Source organism: Winogradskyella ouciana (assembly GCF_965284585.1).
GTDB lineage: Bacteria > Bacteroidota > Bacteroidia > Flavobacteriales > Flavobacteriaceae > Winogradskyella > Winogradskyella ouciana.
Genome location: NZ_OZ260095.1, coordinates 2,534,715 through 2,550,609 on the forward strand (window position 1 = coordinate 2,534,715; position 15,895 = coordinate 2,550,609).

8 protein-coding genes and 1 pseudogene are annotated in these 15,895 nt (G+C 33.6%); 4 read left to right on the forward strand and 5 right to left on the reverse strand.

The annotated features are described in order from the left end of the window. The first annotated feature begins 2 nt into the window (after nt 1–2). The 4 genes and pseudogenes from ACQ65V_RS11295 (at nt 3) to ACQ65V_RS11310 (ending at nt 7,684) form a co-directional block, all read left to right on the forward strand. A complete protein-coding gene (locus ACQ65V_RS11295) occupies nt 3–3,452 on the forward strand; it encodes a T9SS type A sorting domain-containing protein (RefSeq protein WP_430467970.1) in 3,450 nt (1,149 codons plus the stop codon). A 178-nt stretch (nt 3,453–3,630) separates the two neighbouring features. Then, nucleotides 3,631–4,476: pseudogene (locus tag ACQ65V_RS11300) on the forward strand (YifB family Mg chelatase-like AAA ATPase); the annotation flags it as partial. A gap of 66 nt (nt 4,477–4,542) precedes the next feature. After that, nucleotides 4,543–6,219 (forward strand): recombinase family protein, encoded by a 1,677-nt coding sequence (locus ACQ65V_RS11305; protein ID WP_430467971.1) that lies wholly within the window; start codon nt 4,543–4,545, stop codon nt 6,217–6,219. Nucleotides 6,220–6,262: 43 nt separating this feature from the next. Continuing rightward, nucleotides 6,263–7,684, forward strand: coding sequence for a hypothetical protein (locus ACQ65V_RS11310; protein ID WP_430467972.1), 1,422 nt, complete (start codon nt 6,263–6,265; stop codon nt 7,682–7,684). Nucleotides 7,685–8,081: 397 nt separating this feature from the next. Here ACQ65V_RS11310 and ACQ65V_RS11315 read toward each other — a convergent pair whose 3' ends face one another. From ACQ65V_RS11315 to ACQ65V_RS11335, 5 genes are read right to left on the reverse strand one after another with little or no spacing between them, the layout of a single operon-like run. Beyond that, complete coding sequence (locus ACQ65V_RS11315) at nt 8,082–9,047, reverse strand: hypothetical protein (protein WP_430467973.1); 966 nt, start codon at nt 9,045–9,047, stop codon at nt 8,082–8,084. 31 nt (nt 9,048–9,078) lie between these two features. Further along, nucleotides 9,079–9,792, reverse strand: a complete 714-nt coding sequence (locus ACQ65V_RS11320; protein WP_430467974.1) for a M48 family metallopeptidase — start codon at nt 9,790–9,792, stop codon at nt 9,079–9,081. Beyond that, nucleotides 9,792–12,845: a type I restriction endonuclease subunit R gene (locus ACQ65V_RS11325; protein ID WP_430467975.1), complete on the reverse strand. Its 3,054-nt coding sequence runs from the start codon at nt 12,843–12,845 to the stop codon at nt 9,792–9,794. Before ACQ65V_RS11325 ends, ACQ65V_RS11320 begins: the two co-directional genes overlap by 1 nt. Nucleotides 12,846–12,850: 5 nt before the next feature. Further along, on the reverse strand, nt 12,851–14,668 hold the full coding sequence (locus ACQ65V_RS11330; protein ID WP_430467976.1) for a DUF262 domain-containing protein: 1,818 nt from the start codon (nt 14,666–14,668) through the stop codon (nt 12,851–12,853). Nucleotides 14,669–14,688: 20 nt separating this feature from the next. Beyond that, nucleotides 14,689–15,873 (reverse strand): restriction endonuclease subunit S, encoded by a 1,185-nt coding sequence (locus tag ACQ65V_RS11335; RefSeq protein WP_430467977.1) that lies wholly within the window; start codon nt 15,871–15,873, stop codon nt 14,689–14,691. Nucleotides 15,874–15,895 lie beyond the last annotated feature (22 nt).

Genomic DNA, 15,895 nt, shown 5'->3' on the forward strand with positions numbered 1-15,895 from the left:
TAATGAAACATTTTTACACGTTACTTATTTTAATTTTTGGTTTGCAGCTTGGTTTTGGGCAGCTTGGGTTTGAAAGAGAGATTATTTTTGGTTTAAATTTTTTTATTGATGCCGACCCTTATTTTCCTGCTGATATTGATGGCGATGGAGATATGGATATGTTGTCAGCATCCACCTGGTACGAAAACTTGAATGGTCAGGGTAAATTTGGTGTGCGTAATGTATTTTCTGAAGAGTCGGGCGATTTAGTGTTTGCAGCAGATTTTGATGGAGATAATGACTTAGATGTACTTTCTCAGTCTGGTACTAAAGTAAGATGGTTTCAAAATTTAGATGGTTTAGGAACATTTAGTGATGAAATACTTATTGATTCATCGCTAGGTAATATTCGGTCAATAAAAGTAGGTGACATTGACAATGATGGCGACATAGATGTGTTAGTTGGTTCTCTAACTTTGGGAGAAGCACTATGGTATGAAAATTTAGATGGTCAAGGAAATTTTGGAGATGCGCAAATTATTTCTGATTCAATAAGTTCTTTAGTTTCTTTAGAGGTAGCTGATCTAGACGGTGATGGTGATTTAGATATAGCTTCGATTTCACAGGGCGATGATAAATTAGTCTGGTTTGAAAATACAGATGGCCAAGGAAATTTCGGTGGTGAGCAAATAATAGCACTAAATCTTACATATGTTTACAACAGTATCCATATTGCAGATATAGATAATGATGGTGATATGGATATTTTCATGAAGAATGAACTATATGAAAACCTAGATGGGCAAGGTACATTCTCCGGTGCGCAAGATATTATACCAAATGGTACAATTCTTAATTCAGCAGACATGGACAATGATGGGGACTTAGATTTAATAGTCAGCAGTACTCAACTAAAATGGTATGAAAATCTTAATGGAAATGGGGCCATGAGCCAAATTCCAGTAAGTAATATAGCCGATCATGATTCCGAAGGATTTCCTTTTATAGTGGATTTGGACGGAGATGGAGATTTGGATGTGACTACAAATAATCAGTGGCACGAAAACCTAAATGGCCAAGGAATTTTTGAATACGATGAGCCCAATATCATCATCTTTACGCCTGGGTTTTCTGATATATTATCCAAAGATATTGATAATGACGGTGATAATGATATTTTAACGACCAGCCTAAGTGATGGTAAAATTGCTTGGTTCGAAAACCAGGATGGCCTTGGTAGTTTCAATACGCCAAAACTTATAAAATCAAATGCAGATCTAGCGTTTACAGCTTTTATAGCAGATTTGGATGGAGATAACGACATGGACGTTTTAGCCTCATCAGACCATAGAATGGTTTGGTTTAAAAATTTAGATGGTTCAGGAAATTTCGGTCCAGACATTGTAATTAATTCAGAGGCTTATTTTGCCAGAAATATCTTTGTTTGTGATTTAGATGGCGATAATGACAATGATATTGTTTATTCCGTTGAGTCTGGGAACAAAATAATTTGGCATGAAAACTTAGATGGTGAGGGAGATTTCGGTGCTCAGCAGTATGTTGTCGAAAATGAAGAAGCTAATATCGTGCGTTCTGCCGATATTGATGGAGATGGAGACTTAGATATACTCAGTGGTTCGCACATTGGGATTTTTTGGTTTGAGAACTTGGATGGTCAAGGTGTCTTTGGGCCTAAAATAATCATTGATGATGATATTTGGACCACAAAAGCTTTCATAAAGGATATAGACAATGATGGTTTTTTAGATGTAATAACAAACAATAATAGTAACGGAAATATTGTATGGTTTAAGAACTTGGATGGAGTAGCAAATTTTGGAAACGGAAATGTCATCGCAGAAGGTATATCGTATAGAGACATGTCTGTTGCAGATTTAGATTCTGATGGTGATTTGGATATTGCCGTTGCCTTGTCTCAAGATGATGATATCGTATGGTTTGAGAATGTCGATGGCCTAGGTGCTTTTGGGCAAGAACAATTAGTTCACCATTTTGGGTCGCCGAGTGGTGCAGATCTTTACAGGTCAATAGTGTGTGAGGATATTGATAATGATGGTAAAGTTGACATAGTTTCAGACTACCAATCTAACTGGTATACGCACTGGTTTAAAAATCTTGGGGAATTAAGAAATGAAATTAATGGAGTGTTGTCATTAGATGTAAATAACAATGGTTGTGCAGATGGTAATATAAATCTCTCGGATGTACTTATAAGTACAGAGAGTCCATCAGAAAGTTTTGCCACATTTTCATCAGAAACAGGTGCTTATCAATTTTTTGTTGGAGAGGATACTTACACCACCACAGTTAATAATTTACCAAGCTATTATTCTATATCACCAAATTCTGCGACGTCCACATTTTCGGGTTTGCAAAACACCGATACGGTTAACTTTTGTCTGGAAATCTCGGCAGATATCAATGACTTAAATATTAGTATTTATTCGTCACAAACACCTCGACAATTTATAAATATTACATATTATGTGGTTTATAGAAATGTTGGCACTAATACGTTAGATGGTTCAATAACTTTTGATTATGAACCAGATAAATTAGAGTTCTTAAATGCAGGTACTGAAACCGTAGTGGATACTGGTAATAGTATTGTCTTAGAATTTGAAGATTTAGACCCTTTGGAAACCCGAATCTTACCACTTGAGTTTTTTGTCACTGCTACTATATTTGACACCATTACATTAACAGGTACAATTTATCCCGTTAATGGTGATCTTACACCAGATGATAATACTTTTGAACTATTCGAACCCGTAGTTGGACCGTATGACCCTAATGATATTCGTTGTTTACAAGGAGATGAAATATTAATTGATGATGTGGGCAACTATTTGAACTACATAATTCGTTTCCAAAACATAGGTACTGCTTCGGCTATAAATGTTAGGGTAGATCACCAATTAGACGATAAACTCGATTGGACGACAATGCAACTTGAGTCCCTAAGTCATCAAGGACGTGTAGAAATAACAAATGGTAATTTTGTACAATTTATTTTTGATGAAATAAATTTACCTCATAGTGATGAAGATGAAGAGGGATCTAATGGCTACGTGGCTTACAAAATTAAGCCAAAAGCAGATGTACAAGTCGGCGACATTATCAGCGGAGTAGCAGATATTTATTTCGATTTTAACCCACCAATAACAACCAATACGGTCAATACAGAAATCGTTGAGCCATTAAGTGTTGATGAGGAAGAGCTACAGAATGTAAAGTTGTATCCAAATCCTGCAAAAAACAAGTTGCAGATAACATCCAATCAAATTATTTATGGATTAACCATTGTTGATATTAATGGTAGGGAACTGAATTCTATAGAAATTTCAGTTTCGGATTATAGTTTGGATGTTTCAAGTTTGTCTAACGGTGTCTATTTTTTGGAAATTCAATCAGGTCAATCAAAATCCACTAAAAAGTTCATAAAAAACTAATCTGTCGTTCAGAGCTGTCAGACTGAGAACCTACGTGTTGCTGAAGCTTTAGCGAAAGAACAGTCGAAGTCTAAGTCAAGAATCTCGTTTACGAATACAAAAACCTTTCAAGATTATATTCTGAAAGGTTTTTTTTTATTCAAATCAATTTTTCTACATTTAGAAAAACGAAAAATACATGCTCAAAAAAGTTTTCGCCAGTGCCGTTTTTGGTGTTGAAGCTTCAACCGTAACTGTTGAGGTTAATGTAGATAAAGGTGTTGGTTACCATTTGGTCGGACTTCCAGATAACGCGATAAAAGAGAGCAATTATCGTATCGCAGCAGCACTTCAGAACAATGGTTATCGCATTCCAGGGAAAAAGATAACCATCAATATGGCACCCGCCGACTTACGTAAGGAAGGTTCAGCATACGATTTAACCTTAGCTGTTGGGATTCTGGCTGCATCAGGTCAAATAAAGGCTGAAAACTTAGAAGACTATCTCATTATGGGCGAATTGTCCTTAGATGGAAGTTTGCAGCCTATTAAAGGAGCATTGCCAATAGCTGTGAAGGCTAGGGAAGAAGGTTTTAAAGGTTTTATACTGCCAAGTCAAAATGCAAAGGAAGCAGCAATTGTCAACGATTTAAAAGTCTATGGAGTCGATAACATCACGCAGGTGATTGAGCATTTTGATAAAGATATTCATATTGAAGAAACCATTATAAACACACGTGAGGAGTTTTATAAAAACCTCGATTTCCCGGAATTCGATTTTGCGGATGTAAAGGGCCAGGAAAGTATAAAACGCTGTATGGAAATTGCAGCAGCAGGTGGTCACAACATTATTCTTATCGGTCCTCCGGGTTCTGGTAAAACCATGTTGGCAAAACGTTTGCCAAGTATTTTGCCACCAATGACGCTTCATGAAGCTTTGGAGACGACGAAAATACATTCGGTGGTTGGTCGGGTAAAAGCCCATGCTGGCTTGATGGCGCAACGACCGTTTCGGAGTCCACATCATACTATCAGCAATGTTGCATAATATGTTGTGTACAAATATATAATTCTTTTTATATTTACACAACATTATTTAAATTTTAGCGCAATGTTAGGAATATATTGTAGAATATCTGTAGATAAAGAAGAAGGTAAAGACCGTTCAATTCATGACCAGAGAGAATCTGGAATAGAGTTAGCCAAAAGAGAGGGCTTGGAATTTGAAACTTATATTGACCAAGGTTATTCAGGAAATTTACATTTAATAGAACAAAGACCCAGTTTAGCTAGAATGGTTGACGATATTATCGAAGGAAAGATAACTATTGTCTATGCTTATGACCAATCTAGATTAGAAAGAAATCCGCAAGTAAGATTTTTACTGAATAATATTTTTAGGGAAAACCAAATACAATTATACACGTCTACAGGAATAATTGATTTGAATGATATGGAAAGTGAAATGCTTGGTGATATGGTTTCCATAATGAACCAGTATTATGTAAAACTTACAAAAAAGAAAATTAAATCGGTATTACATCGAAATGCTAAAGAAGGAAAAGTTCATTCCAGTATATATCCTTATGGCTATACAAAGGATGAAAACAATTATTTAATAATTGATGAAGAAGAGGCTATTATTGTAAAACGTATTTATAGCGATAGTTTAAATGGAATTGGAACTAACAAAATTGCAGAGAATTTATCATCTGAAAATGTACCCACCAGATATAATAAAATAGGTGAGGGGGTAATTAGAACTAAGAATAAATATACAGGAGAAATAACTACTACTAAAAAATCTGATATAAAATGGTCAGGTAATAGTGTACGTGGAATTATAAAGAATACAATTTATAAGGGGGTAAGAAAATTTGGGGGTGAAATATATGAAAGCCCTATAATAATAGAGCCTAAATTCTGGCAGAAAGTAAATGAAAATTTAAAGAAAAATAGAAATAATTCTGGTAAAAAGGTCAATCATAAATATTTATTAAAAGGTGTGTTAGAATGTGGAGTTTGTGGTAGGAATATGTATGGTAGAACAAGAACTAATAAGCATGACCATTACTATATGTGTAGCTCTAAAAGATATAAAGACATAAATTGTGGTAACAGGTCAATTAATATCGATTTTATTGAGAAATTCCTTTGGGAGGTTGTACTTGAAGATGCTTATGTTATTGATGAGCTTGAAAAAGAAAACAAGGAAGATGATATTATTGATAAATTGAATGAAGAGAAAAAAGAAATTGAGAAACAGTTGTCATCGTTAAATAAGGAAATTTCAAAAGTGAATCAACTAGCAATAGATGGCTTCTTTAATGTAGGTGAGGCTATTCTCCAAAAGGAAAATCGAAATAAAAAAATAGATGAGTTTCAAATAATATTGAATAATTTAAATGAGGAAATTGAGTTTCAGTTAAAAGCAATTGAACTCAGGAAAACAGCTGGTTTTGATATAGATAAAGTCAGGACAGATACACCATTTAATAGACGAAAAGAGTTAATTTCTAAATATATCAATAGGGTCTTTATTAGATACGACAAATCAATAAAATTCTATTACATAGCTGTTAAGTTCAATACAAAATCAGGGCAGCAGAATTATGCGTTTTCGAGTAATCCACATAGAATGAAGAAGTTTATTCAAACAGGAGATTATGAAATAACAGATGAAGAGAAAGAATTGATAGTAAATGGTGTAGAAATCGATAATGACGTTTTAAATAACTATATGGAAAATTATACATCAGCTAGAAATCGAATAAACTCTAGAAAGTAAACATTTGTATATTTTTGAATAAATCTACCAACCAAAATAGCTAATGAAACAATTTGTTGTGTTCACTCCAAGTGAATTAGATATAGACGATATAGTAACTAAAAATAATGTTGATTTAGATATTGACTATTTGAGATTCTTAATTAATTATGTTTTAAATGGTCATGCAAATTTTATAGAAAGTTTTGATGAAGAATCGGGTGAAAGAAAAAGATTAAGAGAGCATTATGTCAAAATTGATTCTAAAAAAGATGTATTGGTAAGGGATGATAAACATAAAAAACATATTGAGTTTCTTATTTCAAATTTCAAGAAATATGATAGAAGGTTAAGCCGAAATACAACCGAACAAAGGGGTTTAAGTGCATTATATAGAAAAGGCTATGAGGTTGGTAAACGTTCCTATTCATATAGAGTTAACCCTTATTACACCAAAATGAAATTAACTCCTCATTATTTAAGTGATTGGAGATTGATAAATAAAATAAGGAGATACAGCACAAAGATTCCGCCAATAGTTATGACAGGGAAATATAAGTTTCTATTGAAGTATTTCCAGAATCAGAAATTAGAAATAGATTTTATTAGTGCTATTCAGCATTGTAATAAAAGATTTGAGAGTACTAAGGATTACGGTAAGTATTTAAATGAAGTTTATGAAATCGCAGATATACATAATAAAGTGTATAGGTTTTACTATACAAAAGAAACAGATTCTAGATTACATACTAACTTAACAATGTTACCAAGTGATTTTAGAAAGTATTTAACTTATGATAATAAAAGATTAGTTGAAGTAGACTTATCAAATTCAATTATATTCTTTCTTAATATGCTAATAAGTAATAATGTTTATTTGACCTCTCTAGAATCTAATAACTCCCTACTAATGTTCTGCAAATCTCTTGAAACCCTTTCTGTAAAAGAGATTGAGCTGTTTAGTGATTTAGCTCTCAATGGAAGTTTTTATGATTCATTTATGGGGGAAATTCAAGAGTATTATAGCATGAATGATTTAAAGATAATTTATAACGACCAGCTTGGCTATGATGATGAATATTTCGGGAATTATAAGCAAGTTAGAAGAATTGCAAAAAAGAAGATTTTAGCAATGATATTTGCTTCAACAAGTGCAGAAAGTTATGAGTTTTACAGACAAATTTTCTCCAATAAGTTTCCTGAATTGATGAAAATTATAAATGATTTTAAAAATTTAAAGTCTTCTGAAGATAAAAGATGGTATAAAAAATTATCACATATTTTGTTTCAAGTAGAGTCGGAGTATTTATTGAATGTGGTTGCGAGAGCTTTTAACAAAAAGTTCTATCGAAAAGCACCTATTTTTACTTTGCATGACTGTTTAATTACAACGGAAGATTTTGGTGGTATTCTGGAAGAAGTAATTAAGGACGAACTAATTAAAGAGTTTGGTATTGCCCCAGATGTGAAATCCAAATCTTGGTAGTTAACAGTAATATAGTTGTTTATTAGATTAATTCAATATTTTGAGGTCAAATAGAAATAAAAGAAAACAGCCAAGGTGGTATAGAATAGTGAGGTACTACCTTAATTGTCTTTGGTACTATGTTCTATTTCCTTTAGGGGTAGAGGAAGATGAATTTACCAAACAATGGAAAAACAGAAAAAAATGAAGTCTTACTCTGTAAAGAAAAATATGCTAACCAAACAAGTACCTTTGTTTTTATAAACACTTCAATTAAAACGATAAAAATGATAGAATAAAATATTATTAGGATAGAGTTAATTAACGTTTTTGGCTTTACCTCTGAACTTAAAATTTCATTATGGTGAATAAAATTATATGGGATTTATTACTAATGTCCAATATTATTTTTAACGAATTACAAAGCTTTTATTTGAGCAATAAAATCTTCAAACGCTTCCTTTTCGTTTAATTCTGTATTCCAATTTATGCCAAGGTCAAATTGCTTAGCCCATAAATCCATTCCAATTAAAGCAATACCCCAGCAAGGTGAATCATCAGATAATTCTAATTGATTCAAAGCAACAACCAACCTATCCTCTGTATTTGGATGCCTAGGGGCGTCTGTATTTGGGCGAAAATATAGCATAGAAAGGATTCCTAATGTAATCCCTACGTGAACTGCTATTTGATTTATTCTATTAGGAAAAATTCCCTTTTTTAATAATTCAATGGCTTCATAGTCCGCTTCCTTTTCAAATTCTATGAAATGTGAATTTTCATACTCGCCGGCGTTTATCTCATCAATATGCTTAATAGCATGTATATACTCATGGCAGAGTATAAACTTTATAGCTTCAGTATAAAAACCATTGGGTTGTTCTATAAAATCCCTGTATTCAGCTTGGTATTTTTCAGGGTTTGGCATTTTGTCAACATCCCATTTTGAATAAGACACAATTAACGACTTTGCATAATCAAATAAATCATAAGCTTTTTCTGTTATTTGAGCGTCAATTTTATATACTTCTTTTCCATTTAGACTGTTGCATCTAGGAAAATCAATTTCCTGAATATACACAGTCCATACAGTATGACATATACACCATAAATAAGAAAGAAATGTTTCATCTAAATAAATAGATTTGTTATCATTTCTAATGTAAGGTGTTCTTTCTATTCTTGTTTCTCCAAATACAATATTTATTTTAGAAGACAGCCCATTCTCATTGATTGCTTTTTTTAGCTCTTCTGCGAAATTAGGATGTGTATTAATAAACATATGGACGTTCATGTGATTAAGTACTCTAATAGGTTGAGTTCCTTCATGTATATGGGGATTATAATGATTAATTTCCCCTGTTGATTTAAAAATCCATTCCATAATGTATTATTATTTAAATTTCTTAATTGAGTTAATAATCCCAATCTACATGGCTATATGGCAGTCTATTTAACTCATCCCTATAAAACCTCCATTTAGGCATAAACTCATCCATAAACTTCACAAATCTCTCATTGTGACTTCTTTCCAAAAGGTGCACAAGTTCATGAACTATTATGTATTCTAAGCAAGTTTTCGGTTTTTTAGCCAACTCTAAATTTAACCAAATACGTTTTGCTTCAGTATTGCAACTTCCCCACTTGGTACGCATCTTTTTTATGCCATAATCAGAAATTGCTACGCCAATCTCCTTTTCCCATTTAGCGATAAGACTAGGAACAATCTTTTTGAGTTCTGACCTGTGCCATTCGTCCATGACCTCTGCCTTTTTCTCAATTGGTGAATCAGGTCTAACGAATAAATGAATATACCTATGGTCAACCTCAACTCTAGGTGCTAAATCAACCTCATGGACTTTTAGCAAATAACGCTTACCAAAAAAGTAGTGACTCTCTCTATTTATATACTCTCGCTTTGGTTCTCGCTCTTGTTGCTGAAGAGTTTCCTGCTGGTTCTTTATCCACTGCAATTTTGAAATAGCAAACACCCTAATTGTATCTAAATCCATTCGTTCTGGTGCAGCTATACGGACTCTACCATTGGGTGGATATACACTCAAATGGATGTTCTTTATATCCTTTTGGTCAACCTCAATATCAATATCTCCAAGTTTTAAATGTTGCATCAATATTCTACCTGTTCTTTAATTATCTTAAATATTCTCTCTACCTCATCCACATCATTCAAAATTTGATACAACTCATGCTTAACAACATTTTCTTTAGCATTATGACCTCTCCAATCAGCAGGACTGTTTGTTTTTAGTGCAGAATCTATTTGAATCGCCAATTCAAGATTATTATCCAGATTGTTATAAAGTGCTCTCATTCCTGCTGTTTTAACCTCTGGTGGTGTGTCATCCGTTTCGCCTGTATTAACATTTTTAGCCAACTCTGCAATTCGTCTCAAATACTCTTCATAAGAAATTGCTCCTTCTCGTCTTAGCTGTATTAATTCGTTTAAGAGCTTTGACATTTTTTCAAAAAAAGCAGGGTTAATGTGTTGTTCGTTAATAATTTTTCTCCTGACGTTGTTTTCAATAAGTTCTGCAACTGCGCCTCTGTTTTTCTGAACATCCTTAGGTAGAGCACCTATTAATTCTGCAACCCCTTCATTTGAGACAATATCTAAAAGGGACATCCCTTCAAAGGGTGTTATATCCTCTGGGTCATCTGCTTGAATATATGCATCTATTAAATGCCTCATATCTGCCTCATAGGTCTTCATGTCCAACGTCTCACCAGAAGCCTTTTTAATATGGTCTCTCAAGTGATAATAGTAATCAAGGTCTTTCTCTATCTCTTTTATTTCTTTAGGCGAATATCCTGCCTCACTGAGCTCTTCTTGAATATTTGCGTAAGCACGAATGAAACCTACTATTTTCTTGTAGAGTTGAGTTCGTCTTAATGCAGTAGCTTTTAAATCATCTTCATTTTCAGGATTTCCACAAAAGTACCTTTGGTATTCTAACGTTCCTTTAGGTGGTTCAACAGGCTCACAGAGCAAAGCCAATTCTTCTCTAGCATTATCTAAACGCTTTTTACCAGCATCTAAACGGTCTTGTAACATGATTTCAATATCATCAGACTCAAAATCATCCATGTCTAGTTCTGAAGTATATACTGAAATTGCCTGACCCACATTATCAAACATACCTCTATAATCTACTATATACCCATAATCCTTTTCTTCTCCAGCAACTCTGTTTGTTCTACAAATAGCTTGAAATAAACCATGGTCTTGCATGCTTTTATCCAAATATATGTAAGCACAACTTGGTGCATCAAACCCTGTTAGAAGTTTTGATACCACGACCATCACCTTCATATTGGCTGGTTCTGTCTTAAATTTGTTTTTAGCCCAGTCTATATAAGTCTCTGCTTTTGTTTTTTCAGGTTGAGGTACTACTTCTTTTAAAAGCTCCTCATATAGATTGTAAATAGCCTCTTTTTGTGTCTCAGTGTTAGCTCCTGTGTCCTCTGTTGTTACATCTCTTATATTTGGGTTGTAAGAAGTTACTAAGGCACATTTTCCTTTAAATGCAGTATTCTGAAAGAGTTTATAGTATTCACAAGCCTCATAAATAGAATTTGCTACCAGAATAGCATTAGATGAACCAAACCTCAATAATCTTTTTTCTCTAAAATCGAGCGTGATATCATCAACTATTTTTTGCATTCTAGAACGACTACTAAGCACATTTTGCATCGTACCCCATTTCTTTTTCAATTCAGCTTTTTGAAAGTCATTTAAGCCTTCTGTATTGACCTCAAACCACTTGTCAATTTTCTTTGGTGAACTTAATCTTTGGTCAATATCTCGTGCTTCATACATCAAGTCCAAAATCACCTTATCCTCAACGCCTTCATTGAACTTGTAGGTATGGATATATTTGCCAAAAACCTCTAAGCTTGTCTTCTTGTCTTTCTTGAGTAATGGCGTTCCTGTAAAGCCAATAAACACAGCATTAGGCAACATAGCCTTCATAGTTCTGTGTAATTTTCCGCTTTGTGTCCTGTGGCACTCATCCACAAATACGAATAATTCACCTGATACTTGAATAGGATTAGCCTCTAACTCTTCTATGTATTTATTGAAATTTGTAACGTCCTTTCTTCCAAATTTATGTACCAATGAACACAGCATTCTTGGTGATGGCTGTGCTAACTTATTCATTAAATCCCTGCCACTTTTAGTTCTAAAAATTTCTTCCCCAGCATCTGTAAACACTCCTTCAATTTGCTTATCTAATTCATCCCTATCCGTGATTACAGCAATCCGTGCTTTTGGATTGTTCTCTAATATCCATTTAGCTAGATATACCATGGTTAAGCTCTTACCGCTTCCTTGTGTATGCCAAATGATTCCACCTTCATATCTATTTACAAACTTCTGAGCTTCCTTAATGGCAAAATACTGGTGTACTCTCGGCAGTTTCTTAATACCTCCATCATAGAGTACAAAGTCATAGAGTAATTCTATCAACCGTTCTTTTCCACACATTTTAATGAGGTACTTATCCAGCATTAGTCTGCTATCATCATCTGCATCTTCCTTCCAACTGAAATAGAATTTCTCTTCACTACTTATTGTACCATATCTTAAGCCCTCTGAGTCATTTCCTGCGAAGAGTATTTGCATCGTCCCAAAGAAAGACTCAATAAAACGGTCTTGCATATTGGTTATATTCTGTCTAATACCTTCACCAATATTAACTATACCTCGTTTTAATTCTATGATTCCAATGGCAATTCCATTAATGTAAAGTATCACATCAGGTCGCTTGGTTTTAGAACCCACCACTGTGACTTCTTCAGCAATATAGAAGTCATTTTCTGTTGGGTCTTGCCAATTTATGAGCTTTATAGTTTCGTAATTATCGCCAACATTAACTTTTACTTCTATACCATAACGTAGCTTATTATATACTTTTTTGTTAGTGGTATATAAGCTGTCATTAAAATCAGTCGCTACTTGTTTGAGTTCAAAAATGGCTTTTTTACTCTGAGCCTCAGTATAACCTGCACGAAGCAAATACGATTTTAATAAGTCCTCTTCTATGTTACTATTATCAGGTCGCTCTTCCCAGTTACCTAAATAGGTATAATCCAATTCTTCTTGGAAAAGTTTTACAACTCGGTCTTGAGTAACACGTTCTATGTTGCCTATTTCGCTCATCGTTTCTAGCTGTCTATTCGTTTGTTATTGAATTTCCATGTTTCATAGACCAAATCCAGTAATATTTTCTGTCGCTTCTCAATAGCATCCTTATCCCAAGATGTGAATAAGAAATCTTTATCGATTCTAAATCGATTTAAAGCTGTATTAATTCCAACCTTAAATTCGTCATTGAGAAGTTTTACAGAAGTCACTGTAGAATTAATATATTCCCCTTGCTTCTTCGTAAACCAGTCACTAGATAAATCATTAAAGTTATTGACCGCCTGATTAATTTGGCTCTCTAACAAAATCACATTACCCAGACTGTACACGTAATCCGTGTAGTCATCCATATCCTCAAATTCATCCGTTAAGATTCCATCTTTTGGTGTCTGAGGTAAAATGTGTTCTATCTGCATCTTGTCCAAGAATTTCAAATCCTGTAATGGCAATCCTGCTTGTTCCAAAATGGTATTTTCAATCTTAGCAAAAATGAAACGTAATCTGTAGAGTGGATTGTAATGCGCATGGAAAATATTCAAAAACTCCGAACGAATTTTTGATGTTCTTTCTTTAATGTATGGTACTATAAAGTTTTCAACAACATTTGTTATATGGGTTAACCCTTTATCCTGTCTTAACTCATTTGCCCATTTTATAAATAGACTCTCATTGTATTTCGCTTGTATTCCAAGCGTGTTACTGTAAAAGAAAAAGCTTTCTATTTGTTTTGCTAAGTAATTTATCTCTTCATCAGTTGTATTGATATCTAAAGCTAAAAGAAGGACTAAATGCTGTCGAGATTTCACTTTATTGATATAACCAATATTGGCAACTTCAGGATATTTGCCTTCGCTATCTTTATGCTGAGTAGCGTTAACCAAATCTGCATATCGCTTTGATATCTTCATGAGCTCTTTGGCAAACGCAGAAGGATTATTTTGGTAATCCGTTGCTTTCTTACCTTCAGCAGAAATAATCCAAGAGTAAATATCATCCTCTCGTATTATTCCATTGTGGTAACGTGCCATTAAAAAGTATCTAAGGAAACGTAAAGGGCTATTTTCCTCACCGCAAGACTGGAGATTATCGGTTATTTTCTTCCATGTCTTTTTGATGTAATCAAACTCATCCTCATCGGCTTCAATAAACAATAAGTTCTTAACCAAATCCATGGCGTTGAGGTTTGTTCCTCTTTGGTTTATGGTTTCAAATATCTTTAGAGCACTACTTAAATTTTCTGGTTTTATAACTACGATTTCTATATGAGTGAGAAAATAACTAGCATAGTCCAGTAATTGAGTTAAACCTTCCTTTAAGTATAACTCCAAGTGGGATTTTACACGATTGTAAGCCTGTTCCATCAAATAAATGGAAGGACTTTTTTCTTCCTCAAACTCTTTACTGAGGATAAGTGTATTTAAATAATCTTTACTCTCTTCATATTGCAATTCAAGTCTGTATGTAGATTTCTTGGTCTTTAAATCAAAGGAAAATAAGAGCCCTTCAATTGATTTTAGATATTCCTCTCCTATTGTATCCAATTCACCCTTAAGCGGTCTTAAAATGTCTCTAAACGCACAAAGCGTTAAGACAATAGTAGTTAATCGTTGCTGACCATCAATAACATCATATTTACCTCTATTTTCAACAATGATTATTGAACCAATAAAGTAGCTTTTTTGCTCCTCTGAATCCGGATTAAACTCATTGTCTATGTCAATAAGAAATTGCTCAACTTGGTCATCTGGTTTCCATACATATTCACGTTGGTAATCTGGAACTAAAAAGAAAAAATCTTTTAACTCTGAAATACTTTTTACTTCTGCTTTTATATCCATAAACTATTGTTCTCTAATTTTTACACTAATCTAATTTTTCCAGTGAGTAATTGTTGCATCATACCTTGTTTGGCTAATTGATATTTTGAAAGTTTTTGTTCTAGAACATCAATTTCATCATCGATATCACGCAAAGTATTTGCGATTTCCACTTGTTCATCAAACTCTGGTAAGTGTACTTGATAATCTTCTACTATTCCTTTATTCAAATTTGATTGAGTTCCTTGCTGTCCTTGGCTAATTAGGTCATTAACTTTAAAAATCAAGTAATAATATAGATATTCGTTATATAATTTTTCTGATGTTGTAATACCCAAAATAGCTTGACTAGTCGTGACATCTCTTGTTGCGATACAACATTTCCCAATTGAAGCATACATTGCCAACAGAACAGTTCCTGAATTAAATATGCGAGCCGAACTATTATTTAAACCCTGTTCACTAATTTTCTTTGTTGAGTTAGAAATGTACTTACCAGCCCCAGAAATATCTGAAATTGAAACCCAAACAATATCTCCATCGTAAAATTTTGCATTAATTGTCAATGGTGTACCTCCACTATTCATGCTAGCAATATCTCCCAATCTGATATATCTCCATCCATTCTTAGGTGTCAGCAGTTTCTGCATCACCCCTTTTTTAATGAGTTTATTCTTAACTATCTTTTTTTCAAGAGCTTGGATAAGGGTGTCGGTATCATATAAGACTTCAGTTATCAACTTTTGCTCTTTGATTGAGGGATAGACACATGGTAAGGTAATTAGAGCGCTTTTTGATAACTTATAACGCCCTGCTCCTTGTCTAGCCAAATAAGGTGTAATATCGCGATGCTTAAAAAAATAATAAAACCATTCTGTCGTTGTCTCGTCATTTTTGCCTTTCAGTAAATGTGCATGATTATTTACATTAAATCTTCCTTTTGCTAATTGGGTCATGGATTCGTTTTTCCATTTCAAAAAATGGTCACCATCCTCACCAATAAGTGCATAGGTCCCATCTACTCTATATTCATTAATATAATCTTGGATTTTAGTTGGACCATAATAGGGATACGGTCCTTGGATACTTTTTCTAATATCTCCGCTAATAGGAAGTCTCAAATTGTTATGAATTAAAAAGCAATTACCTACTTCGTTTTGATTCCAATCACAAGGTATTATTCCTAAATCGGTTTTCTTATATTTCTTAGCTGTCAATTCTCCCATGCAAAACCTTTTTTGATGAGGT

Bases quoted from the DNA above. Each gene is read 5' to 3' on its own strand.
- ACQ65V_RS11320 (WP_430467974.1), bottom strand. From the start codon at position 9,792: ATGCAACATTTAAAACTTGGAGATATTGATATTGAGGTTGACCAAAAG.
- ACQ65V_RS11295 (WP_430467970.1), top strand. From the start codon at position 3: ATGAAACATTTTTACACGTTACTTATTTTAATTTTTGGTTTGCAGCTT.
- ACQ65V_RS11335 (WP_430467977.1), bottom strand. From the start codon at position 15,873: ATGGGAGAATTGACAGCTAAGAAATATAAGAAAACCGATTTAGGAATA.
- ACQ65V_RS11325 (WP_430467975.1), bottom strand. From the start codon at position 12,845: ATGAGCGAAATAGGCAACATAGAACGTGTTACTCAAGACCGAGTTGTA.
- ACQ65V_RS11310 (WP_430467972.1), top strand. From the start codon at position 6,263: ATGAAACAATTTGTTGTGTTCACTCCAAGTGAATTAGATATAGACGAT.
- ACQ65V_RS11305 (WP_430467971.1), top strand. From the start codon at position 4,543: ATGTTAGGAATATATTGTAGAATATCTGTAGATAAAGAAGAAGGTAAA.
- ACQ65V_RS11315 (WP_430467973.1), bottom strand. From the start codon at position 9,047: ATGGAATGGATTTTTAAATCAACAGGGGAAATTAATCATTATAATCCC.
- ACQ65V_RS11330 (WP_430467976.1), bottom strand. From the start codon at position 14,668: ATGGATATAAAAGCAGAAGTAAAAAGTATTTCAGAGTTAAAAGATTTT.